Origin of the sequence: Paenibacillus sp. P2(2022) (assembly GCF_029522175.1) — a bacterium.
GTDB lineage: Bacteria > Bacillota > Bacilli > Paenibacillales > Paenibacillaceae > Paenibacillus > Paenibacillus polymyxa.
In genome coordinates this window covers 204,182-227,092 of the sequence record NZ_JAKWFI010000002.1, presented here as the reverse complement: position 1 = coordinate 227,092, position 22,911 = coordinate 204,182, and the positions used below count along the sequence as shown (strand labels likewise).

28 protein-coding genes and 1 pseudogene are annotated in these 22,911 nt (G+C 45.7%); 1 reads left to right on the top strand and 28 read right to left on the bottom strand.

Annotated elements, in window-relative coordinates; all coding sequences use genetic code 11:
* Window positions 1-3: 3 nt before the first annotated feature.
* The 11 genes and pseudogenes from MMB75_RS08220 to MMB75_RS08170 form a co-directional block, all read right to left on the bottom strand.
* Entirely contained in the window at window positions 4-561 is a 558-nt protein-coding gene (locus tag MMB75_RS08220; RefSeq protein ID WP_016820601.1) for a hypothetical protein, read from the bottom strand.
* Between the two features lie 279 nt (window positions 562-840).
* A complete protein-coding gene (locus MMB75_RS08215; protein WP_045243989.1) occupies window positions 841-1,785 on the bottom strand; it encodes a class I SAM-dependent methyltransferase in 945 nt (314 codons plus the stop codon).
* A gap of 114 nt (window positions 1,786-1,899) precedes the next feature.
* A complete protein-coding gene (locus tag MMB75_RS08210; RefSeq protein ID WP_045243990.1) occupies window positions 1,900-3,111 on the bottom strand; it encodes a rhamnogalacturonan acetylesterase in 1,212 nt (403 codons plus the stop codon).
* A 60-nt stretch (window positions 3,112-3,171) separates the two neighbouring features.
* Window positions 3,172-3,653 (bottom strand): annotated as a pseudogene (locus tag MMB75_RS08205) (ribosomal maturation YjgA family protein).
* A 193-nt stretch (window positions 3,654-3,846) separates the two neighbouring features.
* Window positions 3,847-4,434, bottom strand: coding sequence for a GNAT family N-acetyltransferase (locus MMB75_RS08200; protein ID WP_016820606.1), 588 nt, complete (start codon window positions 4,432-4,434; stop codon window positions 3,847-3,849).
* Complete coding sequence (locus tag MMB75_RS08195; protein ID WP_045243992.1) at window positions 4,431-5,144, bottom strand: HAD family hydrolase; 714 nt, start codon at window positions 5,142-5,144, stop codon at window positions 4,431-4,433. The genes MMB75_RS08200 and MMB75_RS08195 overlap by 4 nt, the downstream gene beginning before the upstream one ends.
* Window positions 5,145-5,180: 36 nt before the next feature.
* The gene (locus MMB75_RS08190) at window positions 5,181-5,351 is read right to left on the bottom strand and encodes a hypothetical protein (RefSeq protein WP_186290455.1); all 171 of its coding nucleotides are present in this window, start codon (window positions 5,349-5,351) and stop codon (window positions 5,181-5,183) included.
* 55 nt (window positions 5,352-5,406) lie between these two features.
* Window positions 5,407-5,964, bottom strand: coding sequence for an SMI1/KNR4 family protein (locus MMB75_RS08185; RefSeq protein ID WP_045243993.1), 558 nt, complete (start codon window positions 5,962-5,964; stop codon window positions 5,407-5,409).
* Window positions 5,965-6,022: 58 nt separating this feature from the next.
* Window positions 6,023-6,418: a hypothetical protein gene (locus MMB75_RS08180; RefSeq protein ID WP_045243994.1), complete on the bottom strand. Its 396-nt coding sequence runs from the start codon at window positions 6,416-6,418 to the stop codon at window positions 6,023-6,025.
* A gap of 145 nt (window positions 6,419-6,563) precedes the next feature.
* Window positions 6,564-7,649, bottom strand: coding sequence for a saccharopine dehydrogenase family protein (locus MMB75_RS08175; protein WP_045243995.1), 1,086 nt, complete (start codon window positions 7,647-7,649; stop codon window positions 6,564-6,566).
* The gene (locus MMB75_RS08170; protein WP_045243996.1) at window positions 7,636-8,451 is read right to left on the bottom strand and encodes a class I SAM-dependent methyltransferase; all 816 of its coding nucleotides are present in this window, start codon (window positions 8,449-8,451) and stop codon (window positions 7,636-7,638) included. The genes MMB75_RS08175 and MMB75_RS08170 overlap by 14 nt, the downstream gene beginning before the upstream one ends.
* A 175-nt stretch (window positions 8,452-8,626) precedes the next feature.
* On the opposite strand from MMB75_RS08170, the gene MMB75_RS08165 reads away from it, so the two are divergent.
* Window positions 8,627-9,718: a LuxR C-terminal-related transcriptional regulator gene (locus tag MMB75_RS08165; protein WP_045243997.1), complete on the top strand. Its 1,092-nt coding sequence runs from the start codon at window positions 8,627-8,629 to the stop codon at window positions 9,716-9,718.
* A gap of 75 nt (window positions 9,719-9,793) precedes the next feature.
* Here MMB75_RS08165 and MMB75_RS08160 read toward each other — a convergent pair whose 3' ends face one another.
* From MMB75_RS08160 to MMB75_RS08080, 17 genes are all read right to left on the bottom strand, one after another.
* Window positions 9,794-9,973, bottom strand: a complete 180-nt coding sequence (locus MMB75_RS08160) for a hypothetical protein (RefSeq protein ID WP_013370039.1) — start codon at window positions 9,971-9,973, stop codon at window positions 9,794-9,796.
* Window positions 9,974-10,050: 77 nt separating this feature from the next.
* Window positions 10,051-11,052 (bottom strand): NAD(+)/NADH kinase, encoded by a 1,002-nt coding sequence (locus MMB75_RS08155; protein WP_045243998.1) that lies wholly within the window; start codon window positions 11,050-11,052, stop codon window positions 10,051-10,053.
* Window positions 11,049-12,110 (bottom strand): SPFH domain-containing protein, encoded by a 1,062-nt coding sequence (locus MMB75_RS08150; RefSeq protein WP_016820615.1) that lies wholly within the window; start codon window positions 12,108-12,110, stop codon window positions 11,049-11,051. The genes MMB75_RS08155 and MMB75_RS08150 overlap by 4 nt, the downstream gene beginning before the upstream one ends.
* 233 nt (window positions 12,111-12,343) lie before the next feature.
* Window positions 12,344-13,114, bottom strand: a complete 771-nt coding sequence (locus MMB75_RS08145; protein ID WP_045243999.1) for an alpha/beta hydrolase — start codon at window positions 13,112-13,114, stop codon at window positions 12,344-12,346.
* A gap of 118 nt (window positions 13,115-13,232) precedes the next feature.
* Complete coding sequence (locus tag MMB75_RS08140; protein ID WP_045244000.1) at window positions 13,233-14,255, bottom strand: FecCD family ABC transporter permease; 1,023 nt, start codon at window positions 14,253-14,255, stop codon at window positions 13,233-13,235.
* Entirely contained in the window at window positions 14,248-15,255 is a 1,008-nt protein-coding gene (locus MMB75_RS08135; protein WP_045244001.1) for a FecCD family ABC transporter permease, read from the bottom strand. Before MMB75_RS08135 ends, MMB75_RS08140 begins: the two co-directional genes overlap by 8 nt.
* Before the next feature lie 10 nt (window positions 15,256-15,265).
* A complete protein-coding gene (locus MMB75_RS08130; RefSeq protein WP_045244002.1) occupies window positions 15,266-16,246 on the bottom strand; it encodes an ABC transporter substrate-binding protein in 981 nt (326 codons plus the stop codon).
* A gap of 167 nt (window positions 16,247-16,413) precedes the next feature.
* A complete protein-coding gene (locus tag MMB75_RS08125; RefSeq protein WP_025364367.1) occupies window positions 16,414-17,097 on the bottom strand; it encodes an HD domain-containing protein in 684 nt (227 codons plus the stop codon).
* Between the two features lie 44 nt (window positions 17,098-17,141).
* Entirely contained in the window at window positions 17,142-17,870 is a 729-nt protein-coding gene (locus MMB75_RS08120) for a HEAT repeat domain-containing protein (RefSeq protein ID WP_016820621.1), read from the bottom strand.
* A 197-nt stretch (window positions 17,871-18,067) separates the two neighbouring features.
* Complete coding sequence (locus MMB75_RS08115) at window positions 18,068-19,102, bottom strand: NAD(P)/FAD-dependent oxidoreductase (RefSeq protein ID WP_016820622.1); 1,035 nt, start codon at window positions 19,100-19,102, stop codon at window positions 18,068-18,070.
* Window positions 19,103-19,254: 152 nt separating this feature from the next.
* Window positions 19,255-19,758: a DUF1572 family protein gene (locus MMB75_RS08110; protein WP_045244003.1), complete on the bottom strand. Its 504-nt coding sequence runs from the start codon at window positions 19,756-19,758 to the stop codon at window positions 19,255-19,257.
* Window positions 19,759-19,782: 24 nt separating this feature from the next.
* A complete protein-coding gene (locus tag MMB75_RS08105; RefSeq protein ID WP_016820624.1) occupies window positions 19,783-20,232 on the bottom strand; it encodes a hypothetical protein in 450 nt (149 codons plus the stop codon).
* A 25-nt stretch (window positions 20,233-20,257) separates the two neighbouring features.
* Entirely contained in the window at window positions 20,258-20,779 is a 522-nt protein-coding gene (locus MMB75_RS08100; RefSeq protein WP_045244004.1) for a GNAT family N-acetyltransferase, read from the bottom strand.
* Window positions 20,780-20,836: 57 nt separating this feature from the next.
* On the bottom strand, window positions 20,837-21,328 hold the full coding sequence (locus tag MMB75_RS08095) for an 8-oxo-dGTP diphosphatase (protein WP_045244005.1): 492 nt from the start codon (window positions 21,326-21,328) through the stop codon (window positions 20,837-20,839).
* An 88-nt stretch (window positions 21,329-21,416) separates the two neighbouring features.
* The gene (locus tag MMB75_RS08090; RefSeq protein ID WP_045244006.1) at window positions 21,417-21,878 is read right to left on the bottom strand and encodes a hypothetical protein; all 462 of its coding nucleotides are present in this window, start codon (window positions 21,876-21,878) and stop codon (window positions 21,417-21,419) included.
* A gap of 11 nt (window positions 21,879-21,889) precedes the next feature.
* Window positions 21,890-22,318 (bottom strand): GNAT family N-acetyltransferase, encoded by a 429-nt coding sequence (locus tag MMB75_RS08085; protein WP_019686613.1) that lies wholly within the window; start codon window positions 22,316-22,318, stop codon window positions 21,890-21,892.
* Between the two features lie 217 nt (window positions 22,319-22,535).
* A complete protein-coding gene (locus MMB75_RS08080) occupies window positions 22,536-22,895 on the bottom strand; it encodes a FlxA-like family protein (protein ID WP_016820629.1) in 360 nt (119 codons plus the stop codon).
* Between the last annotated feature and the right edge of the window lie 16 nt (window positions 22,896-22,911).

Here is a 22,911-nt window from a genome sequence, read left to right as displayed (position 1 = left end):
AACCTACCTTGTCAACCACCAGCCGATCCCCACCATCAATCCATTGATGAAGAATAATGCGATACATGCTCTCCACTTGTTGATTTTACTTGTTTGAAAAAAGCCGGTTACCGTACTACGGCACATAAACAATGTAAACAATAAATTCCAAATAATACGCATACCATATTTAACGTAGTATAGAGCAGGGCTTAGCTGCACACCGCCTAACATTGGGGAGACATCGGGAATAAACAGAATTGCACACGCATAACGCATGGTCTCATATGTAAAATAAAATAATGCCAGCCACCAAGCCCACTTCTTACCGAACAACATACCAATACCGGCAGCCGTTCCTGCCAAACCGAGCAATGCGATAAACCCTTGAAACATGCCTCTGCACATGCCTAATAACGTAGAAGCCTCATTTAGTGCATTGAGCGTCAATAGCTGTGTCACCAACAGGAGTGCTCCATTAAAAATTAGTAAAATAGCTGCAATGCTTACACCTAAAGGTCGTTCGAAAACTACGTTCGTTACATAATCTTCTACTTCTTTTTTCGTATACAAATCGGACACTTCTTCTACTCTCCTAACCCAATTATATACCTCCATTTTGCGGCGGGCATAATAACAGTGTGTTCTCGCCTCATTTCCATATATCGGCTTTTAGGAAAATATGGTTTAATCTTCCCTGAAAAATTCCGTTATCTATACAATAATTTATTATTCAGGGCAACTATGCTATCAAATTAACGTCATGGGAATCCCGATCATTAACAGAATCCCAAATAGAGTAATATCTATCCTTATACTACCATTCCAAGAGTGAATCTGACAAATGATTGATACTAGCACTTATGAATGTATACGCGTTATTTTCGTAGCTCTGTAACCTTTAGAGGACTCGATATACTCTACTTGATACCCCATGCGGGCATCCAAAAGCTCTTCCATGAATAGGAGACATGGACTGTAAATAAAGCTCCCTCCTGGCCGAATGGCTCTAAGCAATTCCATATATTTATGAGCGTACTCATGAATATTACCGTCTGTCTTCAGATGATGATGTATAAAATGATTGGAGAATGCCATATGTGAAACGATCGTTCCCCATGTACTTTCTTCAAAAGTAGTCGCTAACCAATCTCCTCGGGTGATACAACCGTCTGTTTCAGCCAGCCGATCTGTTCCGTATGCCTCAATTCCATAGGCACGTAAATAAGTAACCAACCGTGCCTCTGATCCGCAGCCAACATCTAGAACAGGCTCTTGCAAACGAGCAATGTCTAATCCTAGCAGATTCGCTTGCAACTCCGGTGTATATTCCTCACAAGGTACCCAAAAGGTATATTCATTCTCTGCATACTTAGCAAACATTTCACTTCCATTGGTACGAATTAAAAAATCTCTTAAATACCCATAATGCTGCTGGAGCAGTAATTCCAGAGTTGCCCCTGCCATAGATTTTATTGGGAACAGCTTTTCAATCCGGGTGAAGAATCGATCATACAGCTCCGCAAGCTCCCTCGCATGATCTGTGTGAAAATGTAGATACTGATTGGTATTTACAAACTGAGACAGTATTTTGGCCGCTACATCCTTCACAAAAACATGATACGTATGCTGGCGCTTCAAGCTTTGAAGCATGAGGATCAGTTCCGAGCTTCGCTGCGTCAGCCAGTACGTCATTTCCGTTGATGGTCCTAACAGAACAGAGCCCTCGCGCATATAAAATAAACTCCGATGCTGATTATGCAGGAGTTGACCGTTGATAAGATTATGAAGTTGAGCTACTGTCATACTACTTCCTCCTTAAAGTCCAGAACATTAAAGCCCCACCCAAGCCTAAATCATGCTGGGTTTGGGTAGGGCCAGCTTATTTTCTGAGTATATCATGGTTATGGAAATTCGGTGCTATTGCAGATTCTCCGTCTTTACATTTGAGGATAAAGGAATATTCAAGTCACGAACCCCTTGGGCTACCAAGCGGGCTATTTGCTCCGCACCATACTCCTGAAAATGTGTATCATCCTTCACGCCATCAGGAAATGCAGGAAACACACCTGGCTCCAAATGTAAAAACAGTGGAAGTGTTCCTTCCAGGCCTAGTGTATCATAGTAGGCTACACTCAATTGACTAAGATTGATCAGTGCTACCCCCGTCTCTGATGCTGTTTCCTTCATCGCCTGCACATATTCCGGGAAACTAATCCGAAACGAAGCACTTGCTGCATCATAATCGCGGCGGCCTACAGGAGTAATTAGCACAGGGATCGCACCGCGTTGGGTGGCTCCTTGGATGTACGTTTTCAAGTAAACTTTATAATCGGCAGGTGAAACATAACGCTCCTGATTATTGATAGCGGCATCATTATGCCCAAACTGTATGAACAGATAATCTCCTGGACGGATATTCCGTAAAATATCATCTAACCGCCCTTGAACCAAAAAAGTCTTCGTGCTACGTCCACCAATAGAACGGTTCACAAAAATAGTCTCATCTGTAAAAAATGGAGCAATCATTTGCCCCCAGCCTGCCTGAGGCTTCATCGAGGCTTTGTAAGTTTGAACCGTAGAATCGCCCGCCAGGTATACGGAAGGATGTTCTCCAGCCGTTCGAGCTTTATTGGGAGTGATAACCAAGGCGTTAATCTTCGCTTCATCTCCCGAAAGATACAATTCGAGCTGACCGTCGATGAGTGCTAGCTCAAACCCAGCCTCAACAAATTGTCCTGCTGTTTTGGTGGTAGGTTCTACTTTAACAATGGATTCGGCTTTAACCGTAATATCCGTGTTTCCGGCAGTATCTCCGGCAATTAGAGAAAGCGTGTAATCCGCAGGTGGTAAATTGACGACAAAGGATGAGCCTTGAACACGCACAAAATCTGAGCGGATAGCATCACTTCCACCACGGTTCTCTTCATTTACCTTGGAAAGATCGGTAAATCCATAGCCACGCTCAGGCGTGTAAGCATCCTTAGCAGTGACCTGGGTGTAGCCGTCTGCTACATCCCCAGGGCCAAAATCAAAACGAAGAGGCGCTGCAAGCTGCTTTTCGGCTAATGCCTGCCCTGGAATAAGTATGGTTGCAAACAACAAGCTGAACCCCGCGCATAACCCAACCATCTTACCGAACAACCTGTGACGCTTTCTCTTTTGTTTCAAGCGCAACCCTCGCTTCTCAGATTATTTGAGTGGTTTGTCATCGTCTAACGTTTATTGATCCCCGCCAGCCTTTGGCAGCCTTGGTCCAGTGCCCAGGATATCATAATACCAACCGTGTACCTGATCAGATCCACGGTCAGAAACCCTTTGCCCAGCACTAGGCCGCCCAGGGTCGTCGCCCGGATGTGGTTAATCCAGGGAGCCTGGTACATCTGACTGAATTCAATAGCGAAGCAAAACAGCAAACTGCACCAAAGGGCTACAGACAACCGACGATTCACCCACAACATTCTCAGCCCAAAATAAATCATGCACGCCCACAAGGCATCCCCAAAGTGATTGGCAACGAATGCAGGTAACCGGGTGGAGAAAGCTCTGCTTCCCAAGCCCAACAAGATCATGACCAGCACGGCAACCAGATACGCAGCGCGGGTCTTCCAGTGGAACTTTCCCTTTATTTCCCGATTAATTTCCCAATTGCTGCTCTTATGAAGTTTTCTCATACTAAACTACCTTTCCTGACACTGGAAAATCTCCGCAATGCTGCTGTAAACTTTGTCAATCCTTCTTTTGGGATAGCGCTTGCAAGATTGCTGAACCTTAAGCTGCTGTCATATTGTATGCACACCAACTTGTCTGTATTTTTCGTCATATCATGAATCATAATAAGCCCCCGCAATATCATACTATCGCTTGCTAAAATTCAACACCACGCACCTTGGCAAAAACCATTTGGTGTGCCATGCATCCCTCTTCATCATACTCGATGTTTCTTAAAATTCCCTCCAGTGTAAAACCTGCACGTTCTGCTACCTTGGCGCTGCGCGTGTTTCTGGAATCACAACGAATTTCCACCCGATTGGCATGCAAATGCTGTATGGCAAAATCCGTAATACCGTGCACAGCCTCGGTTATAATACCTTTTCCGGTCCATGATGTTCTGAGCCAATATCCAATTTCAAATCTTCGTGCATCCCAATTAATTCGATGCAGACCGCTGCTGGCTACAAATTGTCCTGAAGCCGTATCAAATACGTACAGCACCATGTCAGACCGATCCAGAAATTTAAGTCTGGCTTGGCGTGAACGGATTTCAGATTCCTCTACCGTAGGGAGATTTCTCGCAAAAGGAAGCCAAGGCCGCAGCTCATGTACACTCTCGCGTATCGCCTCATTGACCGCCGCACCATCGCCCCATTGCGGAGCGCGTATAGTCAATCGCTCCGTCTGGAATTGTTCCGGGAATGATAACAGAATGGGATTCGGTTGCTGCTCCATACTCATGATGCTCCCTCCTCCATATTGGATGGATAACTGAGACGATCCAGCCAGCCAGTGATTTCACGTAGGCTCTGAATCTGATGATCCGGTACAATGCCTGCTTCATTCCACGTCATAAAGCCTTCCAGCCAAATGGTATGCAATCCTGCACTTTGCGCACCCCGAATATCATTCGTCGGATGATCGCCTACATAGCAGGCATGACCAGGTTCGGAAATGTCCAACTCACGCAGTGCCAACTCGAAAATACGAGGATTAGGCTTCTCGACGTTGACTCCGCCCGATACAATAATGGAATCCACATAATCTCTCAGCATCACTCGGTCAATCTTCGCCTGCTGTGTACGGAGTGAACCGTTGGTAATCATACCAAGCTTCAAGCCCCGAGACCGCAGTTCGGACAGCACTTCCTTGACTCCGTCCATCAAAACCGTAAACTTATGAAATTTACCATACCAAAAGCCCAGCATCTCCTGTACTGTCGTATCGGGATTTTTCAGTTTCAGGTCTGCATGCAGCTCCGTATACAGCTCCCTTTTATCCCGGTAGCCGTCCTGATCTGCCAGACGTATTCGTTCAATGACCGCCGCACGGCTGGCTGGTTCTTCTGCCACAATAAATCGTTCTATAAACCGCTCCGTATATGCAGCAAATGCCTGTTTACGATTAATCAGTGTATTATCCAGATCAAAAATAATGGCTTCTATAGACATAACAAGCTCCTTTCTGTCCATAAAAATTTTTACCGATCAGCTCGAGACAAACTGGACAACACCGATCACAACAAGCAAGAAAAAAATAGACAAGAAAATGATGATCATGTACTTTAAGATTTTGCTGGAAGCCGACTTTTGTTCCAGTTTGGTCTCGATCTGGGTCAACCTTTCTTTGATCTCTTCCAATTCTTGCTCCTTCTTCACCTTATGTTCTCCTTCCTTTATCTCGACTTATTTAATTTCCTAACGATTCGGCGATTCAGCTACATAAATCACTCCAAAAGCGAACTGTTTTTACCGCCTCAAAATTAATCTGTTCGTAAGTCTTCTCCCCAAATTCCAGCTTGAAATACTCCTGCAAACTTTCTCCATACACGATAATATCCGTTTGATACACTGAAAATACCGGATTTCCTTCTTCACATGGCTGCTCTGGGATATATCGGTGACCATAGACGGGGATCAGCTTGGGCACACGCAAAAACTCACGTTTACATGTATCAACGGCTTCCTCCAAATCTGTTGGTCTATTCCCCCATTCAGAATGCCAGAACATATTCTGTTCTACATCAAAAATCATACCTTCAAGCGGCCAATTCAGCCTTTGCTGAATGACACCCATCCGCTGTGGTGACGTATCTCTCCATGGGATGAAGCTTTTACCAACTGGAAGAACGTTCATCAGCAGCTCTCTTAAGTCGGGCGGAAAGTGAATATCATACCTGTCTTCGACCTCAGTAATCTCCTGGGTGGATAAGCCTGGGGTTAAGGTTACATCGTCTTTACGTAATAAATCGATAATATAAGCGATATCCATCTTGGCTTGAACACCTCCATTCGCTGTCTGACTGCACCTTCTGATTGATTTCTAGCAGTTAGTCTAGCGGATTGGTCAAGAGGCCTACCAGACTTGTAACTTCAACTTCACCGACTCGGCGTGGGCCTTCCATAAAATATCCCCTGGTTCCTACATGTATCCGGTGTCGGTGTACCTTTTCCCTCATTTCTCCAAACAAAATCCACATTCTTGCCTGACCTTCCCGGTGAACCGGGTGCCTGGTATCCATGATCAATTGACCCTCTTCATCTTCAAACTCAGGATGTATTGCATAAATTCCCGTTGTTGTAATATCGTCGCCCTCATAGGAAAAATCGCAGCGATAACCCTGAATAGGCAGTTGTTTCCTGCCTCCTTCTTCCGGTGTGTAAAATCGATATTTTACTATAAAATCGTGCGGATGCTGCCTACTATGTTCATAGGGATTCCACATTTCATATCATCCCCTCTGGTCTTTCCCAGAAATATGTACTTCCTTCTAGTGTAATCCAATAGGAAAAGAAATCCAAGACCTATCCGCAAGGCATTGCCGAATAAGCTTGGATGATATGAGAGTCCTTTTTTCAGATATATGACTTTTATACTTGCTGTCCGTTCACCTGAATATCTACGTCTACCTGCTGTCCCAGCCAAGCCCGCATGCGATTCCACGAAAAAACCTGCTCCATGTGAAAAACACCATATGGAAGTTCTGAACGATACAGGGCAAGCGCCGCAAAAACGGCGGCTTTAGCAGTCAAATCAGACTGATGATGTCCCCTTAGCCTGCATTCAACCCTCGTCTCCTTGCCATTGCGAGTTCCTTGGGCGTCTACCTTGACCGCTACAGCATTTCCTCCTAGATGCACTTTGCCAAAGCTGCGAACTACTGCATCACGAACAGTTGGCTGTCGGAGCAGACCTAATATTCCTATCGTCCGGAGCCCTGCCAGAAGACGGGTGGTCAAGCGCGAATCGAAGCACAGGCGTGTGCTGACCGTAGGAACATCGAGTGTACGTGGAAGTGTCTGTTGATCCGAAAAAGGAAACCGATACGCCCGATGACGACCCACTCCTGCACCAAAGTCTGCCACTATGCCGTCGGTAAAGCTTCTTCGAGTCACTGGGCGTCCCTGTTCTATCACCTCCAAGTCGGTATGAATCTGATCTACAGTCCACTCAATCGCAGCCTGACCGTGTCGATCACCCAAGCCCAGCATCAATGATATGTTCAGCTCATCCGTTTGATCCATGAGCTGTGTCGCTTGCAATGCCAATAGATTAGTTAGCCCTGGAGCTAATCCTACACTTAGCAGCACAGTGGCCTGATAAGCTCGGGCCTCCTGATGACACTGCTCCACCTGACTCAAAAAGGCCGCATTTGCAGTAATATCCATGTAATGCACGCCATGCTGAAGACAGGTGCGTATCAAGGCTGTATTGTCCTGATCCAGACACATAATAATCATTTTGACTTGCTTTAATATCGACGGGTCCATCGGCTCATGAATATTAAGCTGCAAGGGTCGTATCTTGCCATTCGATTGTTGGCTGAATGCAGTGGCGCGTTCCAGACTGCGGCCTGCGGCAAATACCTTGCCGGGAAACATTTCACTTAATTCCGTACATACAATTTTCCCAACATGGCCATACCCACCAATAATGATGATGTTATCCTTTGTCATAAGCCATCTCTCCCCCTTTAACCGCAAACCATGCATTTACTAAAAAAGCTCCATAATACCGGGTGATGTGAGTAAAACCTGCATCTATCAGCAACTCCTGTATTGCTGCATTGGACACCGGATTTGACTCGCGACCGATGGAAGCAGCGAATCGCTCCCAATCCTCCAGTGAAATGCCTTGACTCAGCATATGAGCTTTCCACGCCTGCATTTGAAGGGAAAAAGAAGGCTCCTGCGGATTCCCATTAATAGATGCTAGACAAAAAGGTGCACCTGGCTTGAGTCGAGCGGATATCTGGTGCAACAATGCCTGTTTACTCTCCAAGCTCTGAAGAAAATGAAGCACCAGCAGGCAGGTAGCAGCATCATAGACTGCTTCTCTACATGACTCTTCGCCATGCTTCTCGAGCTGTTCTTCAGGCTGTTCTTCAGACAACTCTTCCAACGTACCTGCAACAAATGATATTTTTGAACTGATACCCGCTTGGGACACACGCTGACGCGCCAAATCCAGCATGTGCGCAGAGGGATCAACTGCCGTAAAGGACCATGTCTGATGCCGCCCTCCGATCGTAATCAATTCCTGACCGCCCCCAGCTCCGACAATGAGCACATTCGGGTCGATCTTTCGGGTATGAGCCTGTGCTGCAACCTGTGCAGTTATCAAACAATCTGTCATCTCATACAGATGGGCATATCCTGGTATTTTTAAAGCAATCGTATCCGCGTATTTATGCACATTCGGATGATTCCAGCTCATCGGTTGATTTGAGTCGGTATTTCCAATATGAGGTTGTTTCATATATGCTCTCCTCCAAACATTTAGCCTTGATCTTCAGCGACCATTCGTTTATTGTAGATTTAATTAAGAATCATTCTCAATTATAAAGACAATACGAATATCCACCATCCCATAAATGTGGGATTTAAAAAGACGCGCTTTGAAGAGTCTCCAGCTTTCACGATAGGAGTAAAGAATGAACGCACATCGTACACCATTGGCACAGCTTAAGAATGCTCGACAGCCATTTATAGAACTGGAAAAAAAAGCTCTATCCCCACCTTTGTACAAGCACACGCTAATCGACCGCTTGCGTACCCAGGTTACTTTCGATGCGGCGTGCTGCACGTCGGTAGATCCGCGTACGCTGCTTTCCACGGGTGCATTTACGGAGTCGGGTGTAGAGGACATTCATAGCAAACTGCTAGAATACGAGTATCTGCACGATGATATCATGAAATACGATCAATTGGTGCGAGAAGGACAGCCTATCGCGACGCTTCATGGATCTACACAAGGCCAGCCGGATCGCAGCACACGTTTTAGAAATGTTTTGCAGCCCAGCGGATTTGGCGATGAGCTGCGTATTCCATTTATGTACAAAGGAAGCTGCTGGGGATTTCTTACGTTGTTCCGCCACTATGGAAAGCCTGTATTCAGCGCGGAAGAGCAACAACTGCTTGAAGCGTTAGCGCCATCCATAGCCTACCATCTGCGTCAAACCAGTGTCGGTGTATCTCCAGCCCCCGCTATGGCTATGGAACATGAACTGGAGCCAGGGGTTTTGACGCTTTCCGCCCAACTAGAACCCCTCTCGTCCAATACAGTAGCAGAGCAGTGGTTAAAGCTGCTACGTCAGCAAGAAGGAATCCATGATGGCGATCTGCCAGCCTCTGTCCGGGCGGTAAGCTTGCGAGCGCTATCCACTACTACTGCACCAGCCAGACTATGTATCCCTTCCGCAGACGCTGAAACTCCTTGGGTCACGATCAGAGCCACTCTCCTGCAAGGCGGATGCGAGCATATGGGCGAGAAGCAACTGGCCGTATGGTTTGAGCCTGCTAAAGCAACGGACATGTTGCCGCTTATGGCTGAGATCTACTCATGGACTGAACGAGAGAGACAGCTTGTCCGGCTCATTGTCCAAGGCTTTTCTACCAAGGAACTGGCAAGTGCACTTCATATTACGGCCTACACGGTGCAGGATCATCTGAAAGCCATTTTCTTGAAAACAGAGGTAAGCAGCCGTCGTGAGCTAGTATGGAAGGTATATTCCAGATTCAATTAATTATGTAAAAAAGACAGATGACCCGGTTAAGGATCACCTGTCTTAGCATCACTGCTCTATTGAGACGCAAGAGTCTTATTTCTGCGAAGAGGATTTCGTATCATCGTATGATACTGGTGAGGGCTTCGCAATCCATTCATCAGCCTCAGGCTCGATATCCACGCCATTGTCCAGCTTCGTTTTCTCCATCAAGGAATCTCCGTCCTCGTTCTTCTTGTTGCGGATTTTCGCTTCGTCTTGAGTGTGGTCGCTCATGTTGATTCCTCCTTTTTTAATTTCATCTGATGGTTGTACCTTACTCATAATTACCCATTGCCGTCCTGTACAAACCTCTACACCACCAGATGCCCTTTTTTCTCCGCCGGTCCAATGGTCGCCTCAATGCCAGCATTAAACTCCAGAAAGTCGCTCTCTACTCCATCACTAAAAATAACTCCATTCTCCGGCATCTGCGAAGCAATTCGCAGCGGTCTTTCAACGGCCACCTGTCCAAACACCAGCTCCGCAGCAGTCGTCCGACTGGGGAATGGTTCTCTCACTGTAAAATAAAGCGAAGGCGAGCTCCAGGTTGCACGATGATCATGCCCCATTCCTTCTACTGTCCCTTCCTGGCTGAAAGCAGCATCTGACATCAGGTGATCTGGAGTCAGCGAGACCGGATGCCGTGTAGCACTGCCGACAATCCCGGCCGCTCCAGCCAGCACACTGGTCAGCCAGCCCGTCGCCCCCAACCCGGTAGAAACAATAATACCGCTGGACGATTGCTGCTCTACCTGATCCTCCAATCTCAGCTCATATCTCGCAGAAACATGAGTTTTGCGCCCGATGAACAAATCGTTCACAGCATATATGGATTGGCCATCATTTAGTTGGGCCTTAGCAAGTGTAACCTCCTTAATCGGCCGTCTGTGCACGAACACATCCGGCACCACCCAGCGCAGATCAGATACAGTAAACGGCAGCAATAACCCATCCCAGCGCAATGGATCTGGATTTACGCCGATTAGCGGCTGCTCGGTCAAATATTTTAACGTGTTGGCTACCAGCCCATCCTGACCCAGTACCACCACCGTATCCTGCTCACCAAAAATAAAGTTCGGCACATGTTCCCGCTCCACAATCTGGACACGCCCCAAGGCCGATAACTCGGACGTCGCCGTTGCCACCGCCCTGCGGTAATTTTCATCCTCCAGCACATAATCACTAAAATCCGCACCCAGCCGTTCCATAAAGAAGCGAGCCTGCTGCACCGTATTGTAACGAACAATCAGTTCCTCCAGTCGCGTTTTACGCTTCACCAAAATAATCTTCTGCTCAGTCATTCGGCTGCTCATCGTGATCTTCCTCCAGACCCTCTCGATCCTGCTGATCCACTTGTTCCCGTATCTGACATGAGACCTTGCAGCAGATCAGGCGTAATATTCAACTGACCAATTTTCCCTGCATTTTCTGCTAGCTCCTGAAAGGCGATCGCAATCAGCTTATCCGGGCTCATATCCATGTTGGCCATAGCTTGAAGTACGTTAGGCTCGACATCTTGCAACGATTTCATCACCGCTGTCAGCTCATAGGCCTTGGCATCAGCTTCGGCCTTTTTATTCGTTACGGTCAGCTCAATCAGTTCGCGCTTTTTCTCTTCCAAAGCCGTGTCAAACCGTAGCTGCTCCTCCTTCATCTCACTTTGCTTTTGCTTTACGGAACGCTCGGCATCCAGTTGGGTTTCGCGAATCTGTCTCTTTTTCGTCTCCACCGCAATTTCCGTATTCAGCTCATTTTCCTTCACACGCCGCTCCTGCTCAATGGATGCGTTACGACGCTCATACAATGCGTGATCCGCACTGCGAAGAATTTCTTCTCTCGCCTGCGCTTCCAGTGCTCTCATCGTCTCCTTATTTGGTAAAACCGCCAAAATGGACAGCCCCATAACCTCAATGCCCAGTTTCTCCATTTCAGTATGCTGAGCAATATCCTTCGTCATGTTTTGGGCCAGACGTTCACTGGACTGAACCGCTTCTTTGAGTGGAACACGTTCCAAATACTTTTTGGTAAGCACCTTGGCGATGTTAATCACCCGTTGAGCCAGCTTGCTTGGATCGTCCGAAATGTAGCGACGTTCCTTCAAATCATACGTGTAGTTTAAAATCTGCGTCGTTCTGCGGTAATCCACAATCCGATAAGTCAGTTGCCCCTGCACGGTCACCGCCTGGAAATCATTTGTCATATCTTCAAACATAAACGGTACATCAATGGAAGAGACAGGCACGACAACGACCGAGGTGGTCGGCGCGTAGTAATAAAAAGATAACCCAACACCCTCTCGAACTACCTTCCCGTTCTTCACCTTCATGACATACTCACTGGGCTGAAATTTAACAAAATTAAATCCAAACATCAGCGCTTCCTCGCTTTCTTTACAGTATTTATTTTTTGTTATTTCTATATTGTTATTATCAATTTGTTATTAACAATAAAATAACACAGATAATCCATAATATCAATATGACATTTACAAAAAAAATAAAGGCCGCTTCCTCTCCGATACGCTCGGTTAAAGGAAACAGCCTCAGATTTCTTGCAATTTATTTTATAAGTACACTTTCAAAAATTTTATACCTAACTGCATATTTAAATGGAATCAGCAGCAAAACGAACCGCTCTGCTAACTAAAACAGGCAGCACGGATATATGACCTTCATCTGTAAATTCTCGGTACTCTACGTGTAGTCCTAGATCGTCCCTAGTCGTTAAACGCGTAGCTAAGTCCCTGGCCTTTTCCTGCATGCCAGTAAAATGTCCAGTCTCTAACTCCCCTACAGCAATCAGCAGCTTTTTATTCCAATGCTTCTGCGCAATGGAAGCTACAAACTGCTTCTCTTCAGCCATAATAACTTGTCCTCCCCAGTGTATAGACGGACTTCCCGCCACATACACCTGAAAAGAGTCTGGTCTTGTAAACAGGGTATGCAATACGAACAGTCCTCCAAGCGAATGCCCGAAGATCGTCTGTCGGTTGCGGTCGATAAGAAAATCACGCTCGATCATTGGCTTAAGCTCATCTTCAATAAATGACAAGAAATGCTCGGCGCCCCCGCTTTCTTTGGAGGCATCTTCATTTGGCTTTACCGGAAGCTCCACAGCCGTCCCAGGCAGTGTAAGATCGTAATATCGTGAAGGATGAAAGGGAGCCTCTGTTGGATAGCCTATTCCTACAATGATAGCTGGAACAACCCCCGTTTTGTCAGGTCGTCTCCCCTGAACGCGCACCGCTTCCACCATGGTTCCAAAAACAGAATTGGCATCCAGCACATAAATAACGGGATAGCCAGATACAGGAGGTTCCTCGGCAGGAATGGCAATATAAATATGGTACTCACGGTTTTCAGCCTGCGAGTACATTACTCGATGCTGACTGCGAGGAACATACACAGCTCCATGTGCATCGCTGGAATGATAAGCTTGCGTAGATAGATCTTTAATGGGAACAACCTCCTTTAGAGCCCGAATTCGAATGAAATTAGGCCGTTTTTTTCATAAGCAAGACTACAAAATAAGGGACCCCGATCACCGCAATAATCAGTCCAACGGGAATTTCCGCAGGCGCAACCACCGTTTTGGCAACAAAATCAGACAACAGCACCAGTACCATACCGACCATACCGCATACGGGAATCACAAAACGATGATGAAGGCCAACAAGCCTTCTGGCGATATGAGGAGACAATAAGCCTACAAAGCCTATTCCTCCAGAAACAGACACACAGGCACTCACCAGTCCAATGCTGGACAGCAAGAGAATAGACTTTTCCTTTTCGGTCGCAACGCCAAGACTTTTAGCTGTATGTTCATGTAATTGAAATAGATCCAGCACATACGATTTCAACCAAATAACAGGAATTAATATGACAAGCCATGGAATTACGGCAGCAACCAGCTTCCAATCAGCACTCCAAATACTGCCCGACATCCATACTGTCGCCATCTCGAAATCCGAGGCTTTCATTTTCAGCGACAGATATAAGCTTAAGGAACCGAATCCAGAGCCAATCGCGATACCTACAAGTAGCAGTCGCTGCGAATCCAGACGTCCTGCTTTCCAAGCAAATAAATAGATCAGCAGCGCAGCTACCAAACCTCCAATCAAGCCGAAAAAGGGCATAGCCAGCGCCGCAGTCCAGCCTGTCGTCTCCATCTGTCCCTGGTAAAAGAACATAAATATGACGATTGCTGCCCCTGCCCCTGCGTTAATGCCTAAAATGCCGGGATCGGCCAAACCATTCCGTGTAACTCCCTGTACCGCCGCCCCAGCTATCCCTAGACCTAAGCCGACCAAGGCCGCAATCACAATACGCGGTAGCCGAAAATCAAAAATCACCAAATCCAGCTGCGGAGTAGGGTGGATACGGAACAATGTCTGAATTACTTCCTGAAGGGTCATGTCGAACTCTCCATGGGTCAGACTAACATAGGAGGCTGCTAAAATAAGTGCAGCCCCACCTGAAAGTACGAACCACAGCCGTTTCACACTGATTTTACGCATGCTCTCCCCCTCCTTTTCTACGTATTAAGTACAGAAAGAAAGGGATGCCAATGACCGAGGTAACCACTCCAATAGGCGTTTCAAACGGATAATTAAGAAAACGGCTCAACACATCAGACATGCCCAAAAAAACACCACCGATCAAACCAGAGCATGGAATGACCCAACGGTAATCTACCCCGATTAAATATCGGGTAATGTGCGGAATCAACAAGCCAACAAAAGCAATTTTCCCTGCCAGCGCAACAGAAACACCTGTCAGCAATGCTACACAGAGCATCGCCCCCAACTTGACTGGTAATGCCCGCTGTCCCAGACCTGTGGCCACGTCGTCGCCCAAAGACAGTAGTGTTATGGGCTTGGCCAGCAGCATTGCTCCTACAATTGCCACAAGAGCAAAGGGAATTGCCAATTGAATCATCCCGGGGTCCATTTGGTGCAGACGAGCGTTAAACCAGAAGCTTACATTTTGCGATACATTAAAATAAATGGAGAGAACGGCCGACAGGCTGCTTAAAAACGTGCCAATGATCGTTCCCAAAATAGCCATACGAACCGGGGCAAGACCGCCGGGAATCATCCAGGCTAAACCGAACACAATAGCCACCCCCAGAGTCGATCCCACAAAAGAACTTCCAATCAGGCCCATCGAAGTGGAGTTCGGTGCAAGGATCATCATTAAGGTGATCACAAACGCCGCCCCATCCGACACCCCCATAATTGAGGGTGAAGCCAAGAAATTCCGCGTCATTCCTTGCATAATGGCTCCTGAAATCGCGAGAAAGGCACCGATTAATATAGAGCCGACCGCTCTAGGCAGACGCGAGTTTAAAACGACCTGATGGTCCACGTTTCCAGCATCAAAATGAAAAAAGGTAGCAGTTACCGTCTCCCATTCTATCGTCTTGGCTCCGTACATCACAGACAGCAGTAATGTTAGTACGATAAACAAGGGAGAGACGAAGATTACAAGGTAAGGAGAGATCAACTTTTTTCCCATGTTCCTACCTTTACTGCGAAAGTCGGTTCATAACCGCTTCCAAAAAGGCAAGTTTGCTCCATGAAGTACCACCTTGAGCATTCGGATCTACAATGTTGACGAAGGTTTTCCCATTCTTGACGGCATTGATGCTGCTCCAAATCGGATTCTTCTCCAAATCTGCCAATGCCTGCGGCTGGTCCTTGTTCTCTCCTTCCGAGAATTGCACGAACAGATAATCGGGGTTCATATCAGCCAATTTCTCCAGAGAAACCGCCTCTTGTGCTTTAACTGTATTTAACTCTTCCGGTACCTTAGCTCCTAGATCAGCATACAGCGAAGGATTAAAATATACATCTGCAGGATATACATACAGATTGCCTGTACGAATCCGTACCATGAGTACCTTTTTATTTTCCCATATTGGCTTTAGCTTCTGTTGGGACGCCTCCGCATCTTGCTTGTACTTGTTCAGGATCTCTTTTGCCTTCGCCTCTTTGCCTGTAAGCTGCCCTAACATTAGCAGATTCGCTTCCCAGTTCGTTGAAATATGGGAGACAGGAATCAATGTAGCGACCTTCCCTAGCTGTTCTGCCACCGCAGGCCGAAATTTAGAACTCCCAAGAATCACATCTGCCTTCAGTTTCAGGATCGTTTCAGCGCTAGGCTGCATTCGGTCACCAACGTCTGCGGCTCCTTCCATTGCTTTCTCCATGTACTCAGGAAATTTCCCGCCCGTAGTAACCGCCCCAGTCGGCTTTACTCCCAGGACCGCTGCATCTTCCATTGCTTCCAGGCTAGCTACAATAATATGATCCGTCTTGGCCATCTTATAAGTCTTATCTAGATATGTAATCGTCTTGGCACTTTCTACGTCAGAAACAGACGTTTGTGTCGATGCATTGGTATTCTTTTGAGCTGAGCTATCCACCTCCTGCACCTTTCCACCACATGCCGTCAACAGCAAACTTGCCGATAATAAGGTACACATCCATACTGCAAACTTCTTCATAAACTGAAAGACTCCCCTCTACCTACTTGAATTTACAGATAATAATTATCATTATCATTGATAACTATTATCAATAGTAGGAGAGAAATCGGCGTATTGCAATATTTTTTCTAATATTTATTAAAAAGAGAGCTAGCTTCCCCTGGAATCATTGCAATTAGGAAGCATCAGCCTCCCCTGTTTTGTTGGATATCATTCACATTCCATTCTTTATAAAACTGCTCCAAATACATTTCCATCCATTGATGCCGAACCTCCGCCAGTTCTCGGGCATAAGGGGTATTCATTAAATCCTTGAGCTTGAGCAGCTTTTCGTAAAAATGATATATGGCACTTTTACCTGCGGCGCGATAATCATATTGTGAATAGTCTTGATCCGGATCGTGCATGATACTGCCTTTTGAGCCTGCATACATAAAGGTTCTTGCAATCCCAATCGCTCCCAGAGCATCCAACCGATCTGCATCCTGTACAACCTGACCTTCCAGCGTTTCCATAGGCGGATTTTGTCCACCATTGTAGGACATTGTAGCAATAATGGTCATCACGTGTGTGATCACATCCGCATCGTTTACATGCAGATGCAGCCACTGCTCAACTTTATCCAGCCCCGCTTGTTTGGATTCATTTAATTTTTCATCCGCTACATCATGCAGCAGTGCTGACAGCTCGCACACGAACGGATCTGCACCTTCTTTTGCAGCAATTTCAACAGACAGCTTCCTCACCCGGTCAATATGCCACCAATCATGACCACTGTGGTCATGCTCCAACTGCTGCTGTACATACGGCTCTGCCTTTTGAATAATATCTTCCATCATCGCTTCCTGCTGCTCTGTTCGTCTCTTCATAAGTCACCTTTCCATCCCGTCCATATTTGCTATGTGAGGTTGGTTTATTTTTTTATATGATTGTCCATTTGCTTAGCGCGAATCATCGAGAGCGCCTTACGGGCTGCCAGCTTCCCATTCGGGCTTCCATGCTTCACTACTTCTTTTAACAATTCGGTCGCGGGTCCATACCCATGATATCCCAATAGAATACATGCACGTTCCTGTACATACATATCTTCATCATCCACATAAGGAAGCAATGAATCCGCCTCACTAACAGGTGTAATCGCCATTAAGCTGTAAAGAAGCTGGCACCTCACATCATCCTCCATTGATGAATCCTTTTCCAGTATAGCCTGCAATTCATGCATACAGCGAATATCTTCTGCTAGTTGTTCAGTGCTTATGTCGTTGTCAGACGGGTAATCCTTACGCAGCTGTTCCCAATCCAGCTCTGGGTTTTGCTCTAACTCTGCAATCAGCGAAGCTGTACTTCGGTACATCGGTGACAAATCTGTTTCCTCGTGATTGATGTAACATAATTTATATACTAGTGGTCCCTCTACATATAGACCTACATAATTAGAATGATCATCGGTCCATAGCGGGACGATATGTTTGAACACCTCGATCTGCGTCATCCACTCGATACTCTCGACAAGCTCCTGTTCACTTAGCAATCGTAGCTGAACCTTCCGCCCTTCCTGCTTCTTGCTATGGATTAGTAAAGCTTCCAGCGTATCGTCAGGTAGATCAATCGCTTGGCGTTCAAGCACCTCTTGTAAGCTCATTTTTCCACACTCCTAATCTTTTCTACTCCAAATCTATTATCTAATCCCTGAAAAGGACAGGCTATCTCCATTTTATTCTATATGTGTATGGTATCCAACCTTAGGTCGACAAGTCCGTAACTATGCAAAAAAAAGAACCCCCTTAACCACATCAGCTGTAGTTAACGGAAGTTCTTTATTAAACTGATTCCCTTATTTTATTCCACGACACCAAGCTCGCGGTTTTTTTCCTTGAAGCGGCTGTTGTGAGAAGATACATATGCGGCTTTATCAGCTGTCGGATCAATGTACAACTTGGCGCTGTTGAGGGCAAGAGCAGCATCTGTGAACGTACCTGCAATCAGATACAGCTTGCTTCCGTACTCGACAAAATCGCCTGCAGCAAAAATCCCCGGTAGATTCGTTTCCAGCTTGTCGCTCACGCGGGCATGCCACTCTCCCATATCCAGTCCCCAATCTCGCAGGGGGCCGAAATCGGATTTTAGGCCATGATTTACGATAACTGCATCAACATTCAGCATCTCTATTTCGCCCGTATCTACATGATTGATCGTCACCTGCTCAATCGTTTCTCCGTTGTTGCTATGTAACTGACTTACCGCATAAGGTGTGAGAACACGGACCGAAGAGGACTTCATACGGGCTACATTTTTCTCATGTCCGCCAAAATGATCCCGACGATGTACAACTGTCACACTCGCCGCAATAGATTCCAGCTCATTCGCCCAATCTACCGCTGAGTTGCCTCCACCGGAAATCAGGACATGCTTGTCCCGGAACGGCTCCAGCTCTTGTACGGTATAATGCAGGTTTGTAACCTCGTAACGGTCAGCACCCTCAATCTCCAGTTTAGCCATTTTGAGAATACCATAACCTACAGCCAGAACGATCGTACGCGTCCAATGCTGTTCCCCTGTGGCTGAAGTCAGCAGGAACGTACCATCTTCTTGCCGATCCATACCTGTAATCTGTTGTCCCAATACAATGGTAGGCTCGAACGTTCGTGCCTGCTGCTCCAGCTGGTCAATCAGCTTTTCACATAAAATCGGAGTTACCCCTCCAACATCCCATATCATCTTCTCCGGGTATATGCGCATCCGTCCGCCTAGCTCATGCTTGGCTTCGATCAGCTTGGTTTTCATATCTCTCATGCCACTGTAAAACGCAGTATACATACCGGCAGGACCGCCGCCGATGATCGTTACATCATATAATTCCAAGGACTCTGTCACTCTGCAACTCTCCCTATCATAGCGTATTATGTCTGCTTCTATTATAAGTGATAATAATTATCAATATCAATTAAGAAATAAAAACATATCTGTGACAGAGGTATTAGTGACTTTGGAACTACGTTTATACAGTTATTTGGCTACTGCTTTCGTTAACCTTGTGGATTAGGCAGGGATTGCTGCACTATTGCACGCAATGCTTTTTCATTCAGCCCAGTCTGTACAAATTGAAAACGGTGACTTGCCAGCCTCTGAACTCGATCTATGATCTGACCCAGATGATAAGCCGTATGCTCCACCACATGGTAAACGTCATACATATTTATATCGCCTGTGTTGTCCAATGCTGCACAGAAGGAAGAAAAAGCATCTTCAACTTCCTCCATAAGCTGTTCTTTGTTTTGCACTGAAGGCTTGAAGCTATCCTCCATACCTTGCTTGTATGTAATCGTCGGATCCATGAGTTTGACTGCATTTCTACGCACATGCACCATTATATGATGGACAATTCCTCCAATACTGTTCTGTTCCGCTTCACCAGTGCCCCATAACATGGTTTCATCCAAAAGCTGAATGCATGCCCGCAGCTTAACCAAGTATTGATCGTACATTCTGTGCTTGGATATGATCTTAAATTCATGCATGGAAGAATTCATATGTTCATTTCCTCCTTTATCTTTTCAGGTGTATTTTTTGAAAAAGTCACTTCCGTGGATCATCCAATATCGTTCAGCAGGAGGGACCTCTTCCAAAAAGTTCTGATATTCCCCTTTCCACCCCACCGGGACATAGTGTTCGAAAGAAGCTGGCTCCGGAAATAGAGAGTAGAGAACTTTCTGGTCAAAATCAACATACAAAGCAGGACAGAATTCCAACACTTCATCCTTATGCTGGATTGCTTCATCTAGCATTTGGAGCATTGTAGTGAGTTCTCCCGCAGCCACCTTATATTCACAGATGTGTTCCAAAAATGCTCCGGCTGTGGTCTCATCCAAAATAGCGATGCCAAACCGTTCCTCCATCTCGGTATTCAAAAACCAATACTCTCTTTCCGTCACATACCAATTCCATTGTCCCTGAAACATGACACCGACAATGATATTTTTCGCATATTCTGGCCATATTTTCATGAGCTTTTGCGTTCCCCTCCCTCACTTACAGCTCGATCCAAAACCGGTTTACACGGTTTCCATCTTCCTCTATGTAATCCTTGTCCGGTATTCCGCCGTTTCGCAGAATCGTTCTTTTGGAACTGATATTATCGGAGTCGCATACGACGAGGGCTTTGGAAATACCCAACTCTTTTGCTTTGTCCAATGCTAACCCCAGCATAGTCACAGCATACCTGTTCCCTCGTGCAGAAGGACGGATACCATAACCGATATGACCGCCAGCGTTTAACAGATGCTCATTAAGATCATGACGGATATTCACTGCTCCGACGACCTGATCATCTGCATCCACCAGCCAGTAGGTCGAACTTTTAACCCAGCCTTCAGACAAGCCAATTCCATTTTTCTGGTGACTTAAAAGCGTCAGCATACCTTCAAAATCATACGGTTCTATAGAAATCACCCAAGGCACCATATGCTCCTGGCTCTTTTTCCATTCCTCATAAAATGAAAGATAAGCATCCTTCCAGCGCCGATCCGGCTCAACCAATCTGATGGCCTGCATCCTACTCACCGCCCCCTCATTAAGCACTCCATGTATCTACTAATGGTCTCGTCATCTCTACACCCCATAGTTCTTCATCGTTGCTTCCAATGTTTCATCCGTCTCTGCCAGCCACACGGAACTAACCTCAAAGGTTCCCGGCTTGAAAAACAATGGGAATCTCCGCTTAAACCAATCCTGCATCGGCAAATGTAGTGCTTCCTTCATATCCACCCACAGTAGTTCTCCCTCAGGAGGATTTTTTAATAGCTCACCTTCCGTTGCTGTAGCCAAATAATTAAAGACCATATATCTCAGCCCTTGGTTTGGATCACAATATTCGTCGATTCCTTTAAAAACAATTTCCGTAACCGTTAAGCCTGTTTCCTCTTTTACTTCGCGAATGGCTCCATTCACAATGCTCTCTGGGAACTCTACTTTTCCTCCTGGAGCAATATAACCCGGAAACCCCTTTCGATTGGGTCTGTTCATTAGCAATACCTTGTTTCCATCTTGAATCATGCACATGGTATATATTTTGTGTGTCACTTCTGTACTCAATCCGATCATACCTTTCTTTATTCACATGCTCTATGATCTAGCTTTTAACTTTCTCACCGACATATCTTGGTTGAATATGGTATTCACCATAGAACGATTACAGTCCCTCGTCAAACAACTGTAGACCTATGATTTCAAAGGCGACACCGTCACCCGCTTTAACGTGGATATCACCATTCAATTCGTCAGAATCCAAAACAAACGTAGCCTCTCCTACAACAATCTCCAGACAGTCTATCCCGCCTGCTTCGCCTTGTATCACTTGTTGTATCATCCCTTGAATCCAATAGTCACCTAGCTTTGGTTGAGGTTGAACAATGCCTGTCTTTTCCGTAGGCCTCAGTCTTCTGAACCCTTCTATACTGGATGGAGAAGTCTCGACCGAAATGACACAGCCGGGAATTAACTTTTCCAAGCTTTGTTCATACGGAACAACATACGCATATCCCGAGGTCAGTTCATGCCGAAAATATGTCCAGTAGCCGTATATCTTTTCCTTGCCAATATTACGAATGATAATCTTTTCATCTTGATTTACTTCCTTGATCTGTACGCGCATTTATGAAGTCCTCAGTAGATATTTTTCTTATAATAATAATGTTTAAAGCCTCTAGGAGCCTCATCAATGACACCGACTACTTCATACCCCTGCTTTTCATAGAATTCAGGTGCTTGAAAAGAAAAGGTATTCAGTTGTATCAAAGTACATCCTTTATCTCTAGCGATTTGTTCAATTTCACTAAGTAATTGCGAACCGTAGCCCCTTCCTCTATGGCCCTGATCTACCCACAAAATATCAACCTCCACCCAGTTCCAACAAAGTACACTTAGAAGACCGCCGATGACCTGACCGTCTCCTTTTTTGAGCGTAAGATTAATTTCTTCATATTGGGTTTGAATATCTGCCGGGACGTGTTTTGCATTAAACTCAATCAACTTGTTTCTGACGAAACGAGCTTCATCCCTACTACTTCGACTCCATTGAGGTTCCAATGTCATGGCTTAAATCCTCCAATTAGAATGTATAACAATCTATTAAATACTAAAGTCAAAAGCCTTCCATCTGCCCACTGTTATTTATTGTAATACTTTTTTAGGTTTAGTCACATGATTCATTTTGAACTACTATAAAACGCGAAAGCAGGCTCCCTATGTAACAGAGAGCCTGCTGTCTTTTGTATCCATCGTCTGGCTTACAGGAGAAGAGATAGGATGACTAAATAGAAATATCCAGTGATTTTCCAACCCCAGTAATATCACTGCCATTCGAGCTGCTGGTACGAGTCATTTCCATATTACTTGGAGCGGACCTTTCCATTTTTGGTGTGGACGTGCTGCTGGATTGAGAACTTTGCTGTGCAATCTGAGCTTCAATTTGCTTAATTTGCTGCTGAAGCTGCTTCATTTTCGTTTCTTTTGTATCCTTATTATCTTTGCTTTGCTGGACCTTATTGTACTCTGCTTCAAGCTGGGCTTTTTGCTTTTCCAAACTGGCTGTATCGTTGGTACTAGATGAAGATGAAGTTGAAGTATTGGCAATAGATATAGAGCTACTAGATGTGGCTGAAATATTCACAGAAGGATTCTCCTTT

Excerpts from the sequence above, each read along its gene's own strand:
- MMB75_RS08215 (WP_045243989.1), bottom strand. The coding sequence starts at position 1,785 with ATGACAGTAGCTCAACTTCATAATCTTATCAACGGTCAACTCCTGCAT.
- MMB75_RS08210 (WP_045243990.1), bottom strand. The coding sequence starts at position 3,111 with ATGGTTGGGTTATGCGCGGGGTTCAGCTTGTTGTTTGCAACCATACTT.
- MMB75_RS08200 (WP_016820606.1), bottom strand. The coding sequence starts at position 4,434 with ATGAGTATGGAGCAGCAACCGAATCCCATTCTGTTATCATTCCCGGAA.
- MMB75_RS08195 (WP_045243992.1), bottom strand. The coding sequence starts at position 5,144 with ATGTCTATAGAAGCCATTATTTTTGATCTGGATAATACACTGATTAAT.
- MMB75_RS08185 (WP_045243993.1), bottom strand. The coding sequence starts at position 5,964 with ATGGATATCGCTTATATTATCGATTTATTACGTAAAGACGATGTAACC.
- MMB75_RS08180 (WP_045243994.1), bottom strand. The coding sequence starts at position 6,418 with ATGTGGAATCCCTATGAACATAGTAGGCAGCATCCGCACGATTTTATA.
- MMB75_RS08175 (WP_045243995.1), bottom strand. The coding sequence starts at position 7,649 with ATGACAAAGGATAACATCATCATTATTGGTGGGTATGGCCATGTTGGG.
- MMB75_RS08170 (WP_045243996.1), bottom strand. The coding sequence starts at position 8,451 with ATGAAACAACCTCATATTGGAAATACCGACTCAAATCAACCGATGAGC.
- MMB75_RS08165 (WP_045243997.1), top strand. The coding sequence starts at position 8,627 with ATGAACGCACATCGTACACCATTGGCACAGCTTAAGAATGCTCGACAG.
- MMB75_RS08160 (WP_013370039.1), bottom strand. The coding sequence starts at position 9,973 with ATGAGCGACCACACTCAAGACGAAGCGAAAATCCGCAACAAGAAGAAC.
- MMB75_RS08155 (WP_045243998.1), bottom strand. The coding sequence starts at position 11,052 with ATGAGCAGCCGAATGACTGAGCAGAAGATTATTTTGGTGAAGCGTAAA.
- MMB75_RS08150 (WP_016820615.1), bottom strand. The coding sequence starts at position 12,110 with ATGTTTGGATTTAATTTTGTTAAATTTCAGCCCAGTGAGTATGTCATG.
- MMB75_RS08145 (WP_045243999.1), bottom strand. The coding sequence starts at position 13,114 with ATGTACTCGCAGGCTGAAAACCGTGAGTACCATATTTATATTGCCATT.
- MMB75_RS08140 (WP_045244000.1), bottom strand. The coding sequence starts at position 14,255 with ATGCGTAAAATCAGTGTGAAACGGCTGTGGTTCGTACTTTCAGGTGGG.
- MMB75_RS08135 (WP_045244001.1), bottom strand. The coding sequence starts at position 15,255 with ATGGGAAAAAAGTTGATCTCTCCTTACCTTGTAATCTTCGTCTCTCCC.
- MMB75_RS08130 (WP_045244002.1), bottom strand. The coding sequence starts at position 16,246 with ATGAAGAAGTTTGCAGTATGGATGTGTACCTTATTATCGGCAAGTTTG.
- MMB75_RS08125 (WP_025364367.1), bottom strand. The coding sequence starts at position 17,097 with ATGAAGAGACGAACAGAGCAGCAGGAAGCGATGATGGAAGATATTATT.
- MMB75_RS08120 (WP_016820621.1), bottom strand. The coding sequence starts at position 17,870 with ATGAGCTTACAAGAGGTGCTTGAACGCCAAGCGATTGATCTACCTGAC.
- MMB75_RS08110 (WP_045244003.1), bottom strand. The coding sequence starts at position 19,758 with ATGAATTCTTCCATGCATGAATTTAAGATCATATCCAAGCACAGAATG.
- MMB75_RS08105 (WP_016820624.1), bottom strand. The coding sequence starts at position 20,232 with ATGAAAATATGGCCAGAATATGCGAAAAATATCATTGTCGGTGTCATG.
- MMB75_RS08100 (WP_045244004.1), bottom strand. The coding sequence starts at position 20,779 with ATGCAGGCCATCAGATTGGTTGAGCCGGATCGGCGCTGGAAGGATGCT.
- MMB75_RS08095 (WP_045244005.1), bottom strand. The coding sequence starts at position 21,328 with ATGATCGGATTGAGTACAGAAGTGACACACAAAATATATACCATGTGC.
- MMB75_RS08090 (WP_045244006.1), bottom strand. The coding sequence starts at position 21,878 with ATGCGCGTACAGATCAAGGAAGTAAATCAAGATGAAAAGATTATCATT.
- MMB75_RS08085 (WP_019686613.1), bottom strand. The coding sequence starts at position 22,318 with ATGACATTGGAACCTCAATGGAGTCGAAGTAGTAGGGATGAAGCTCGT.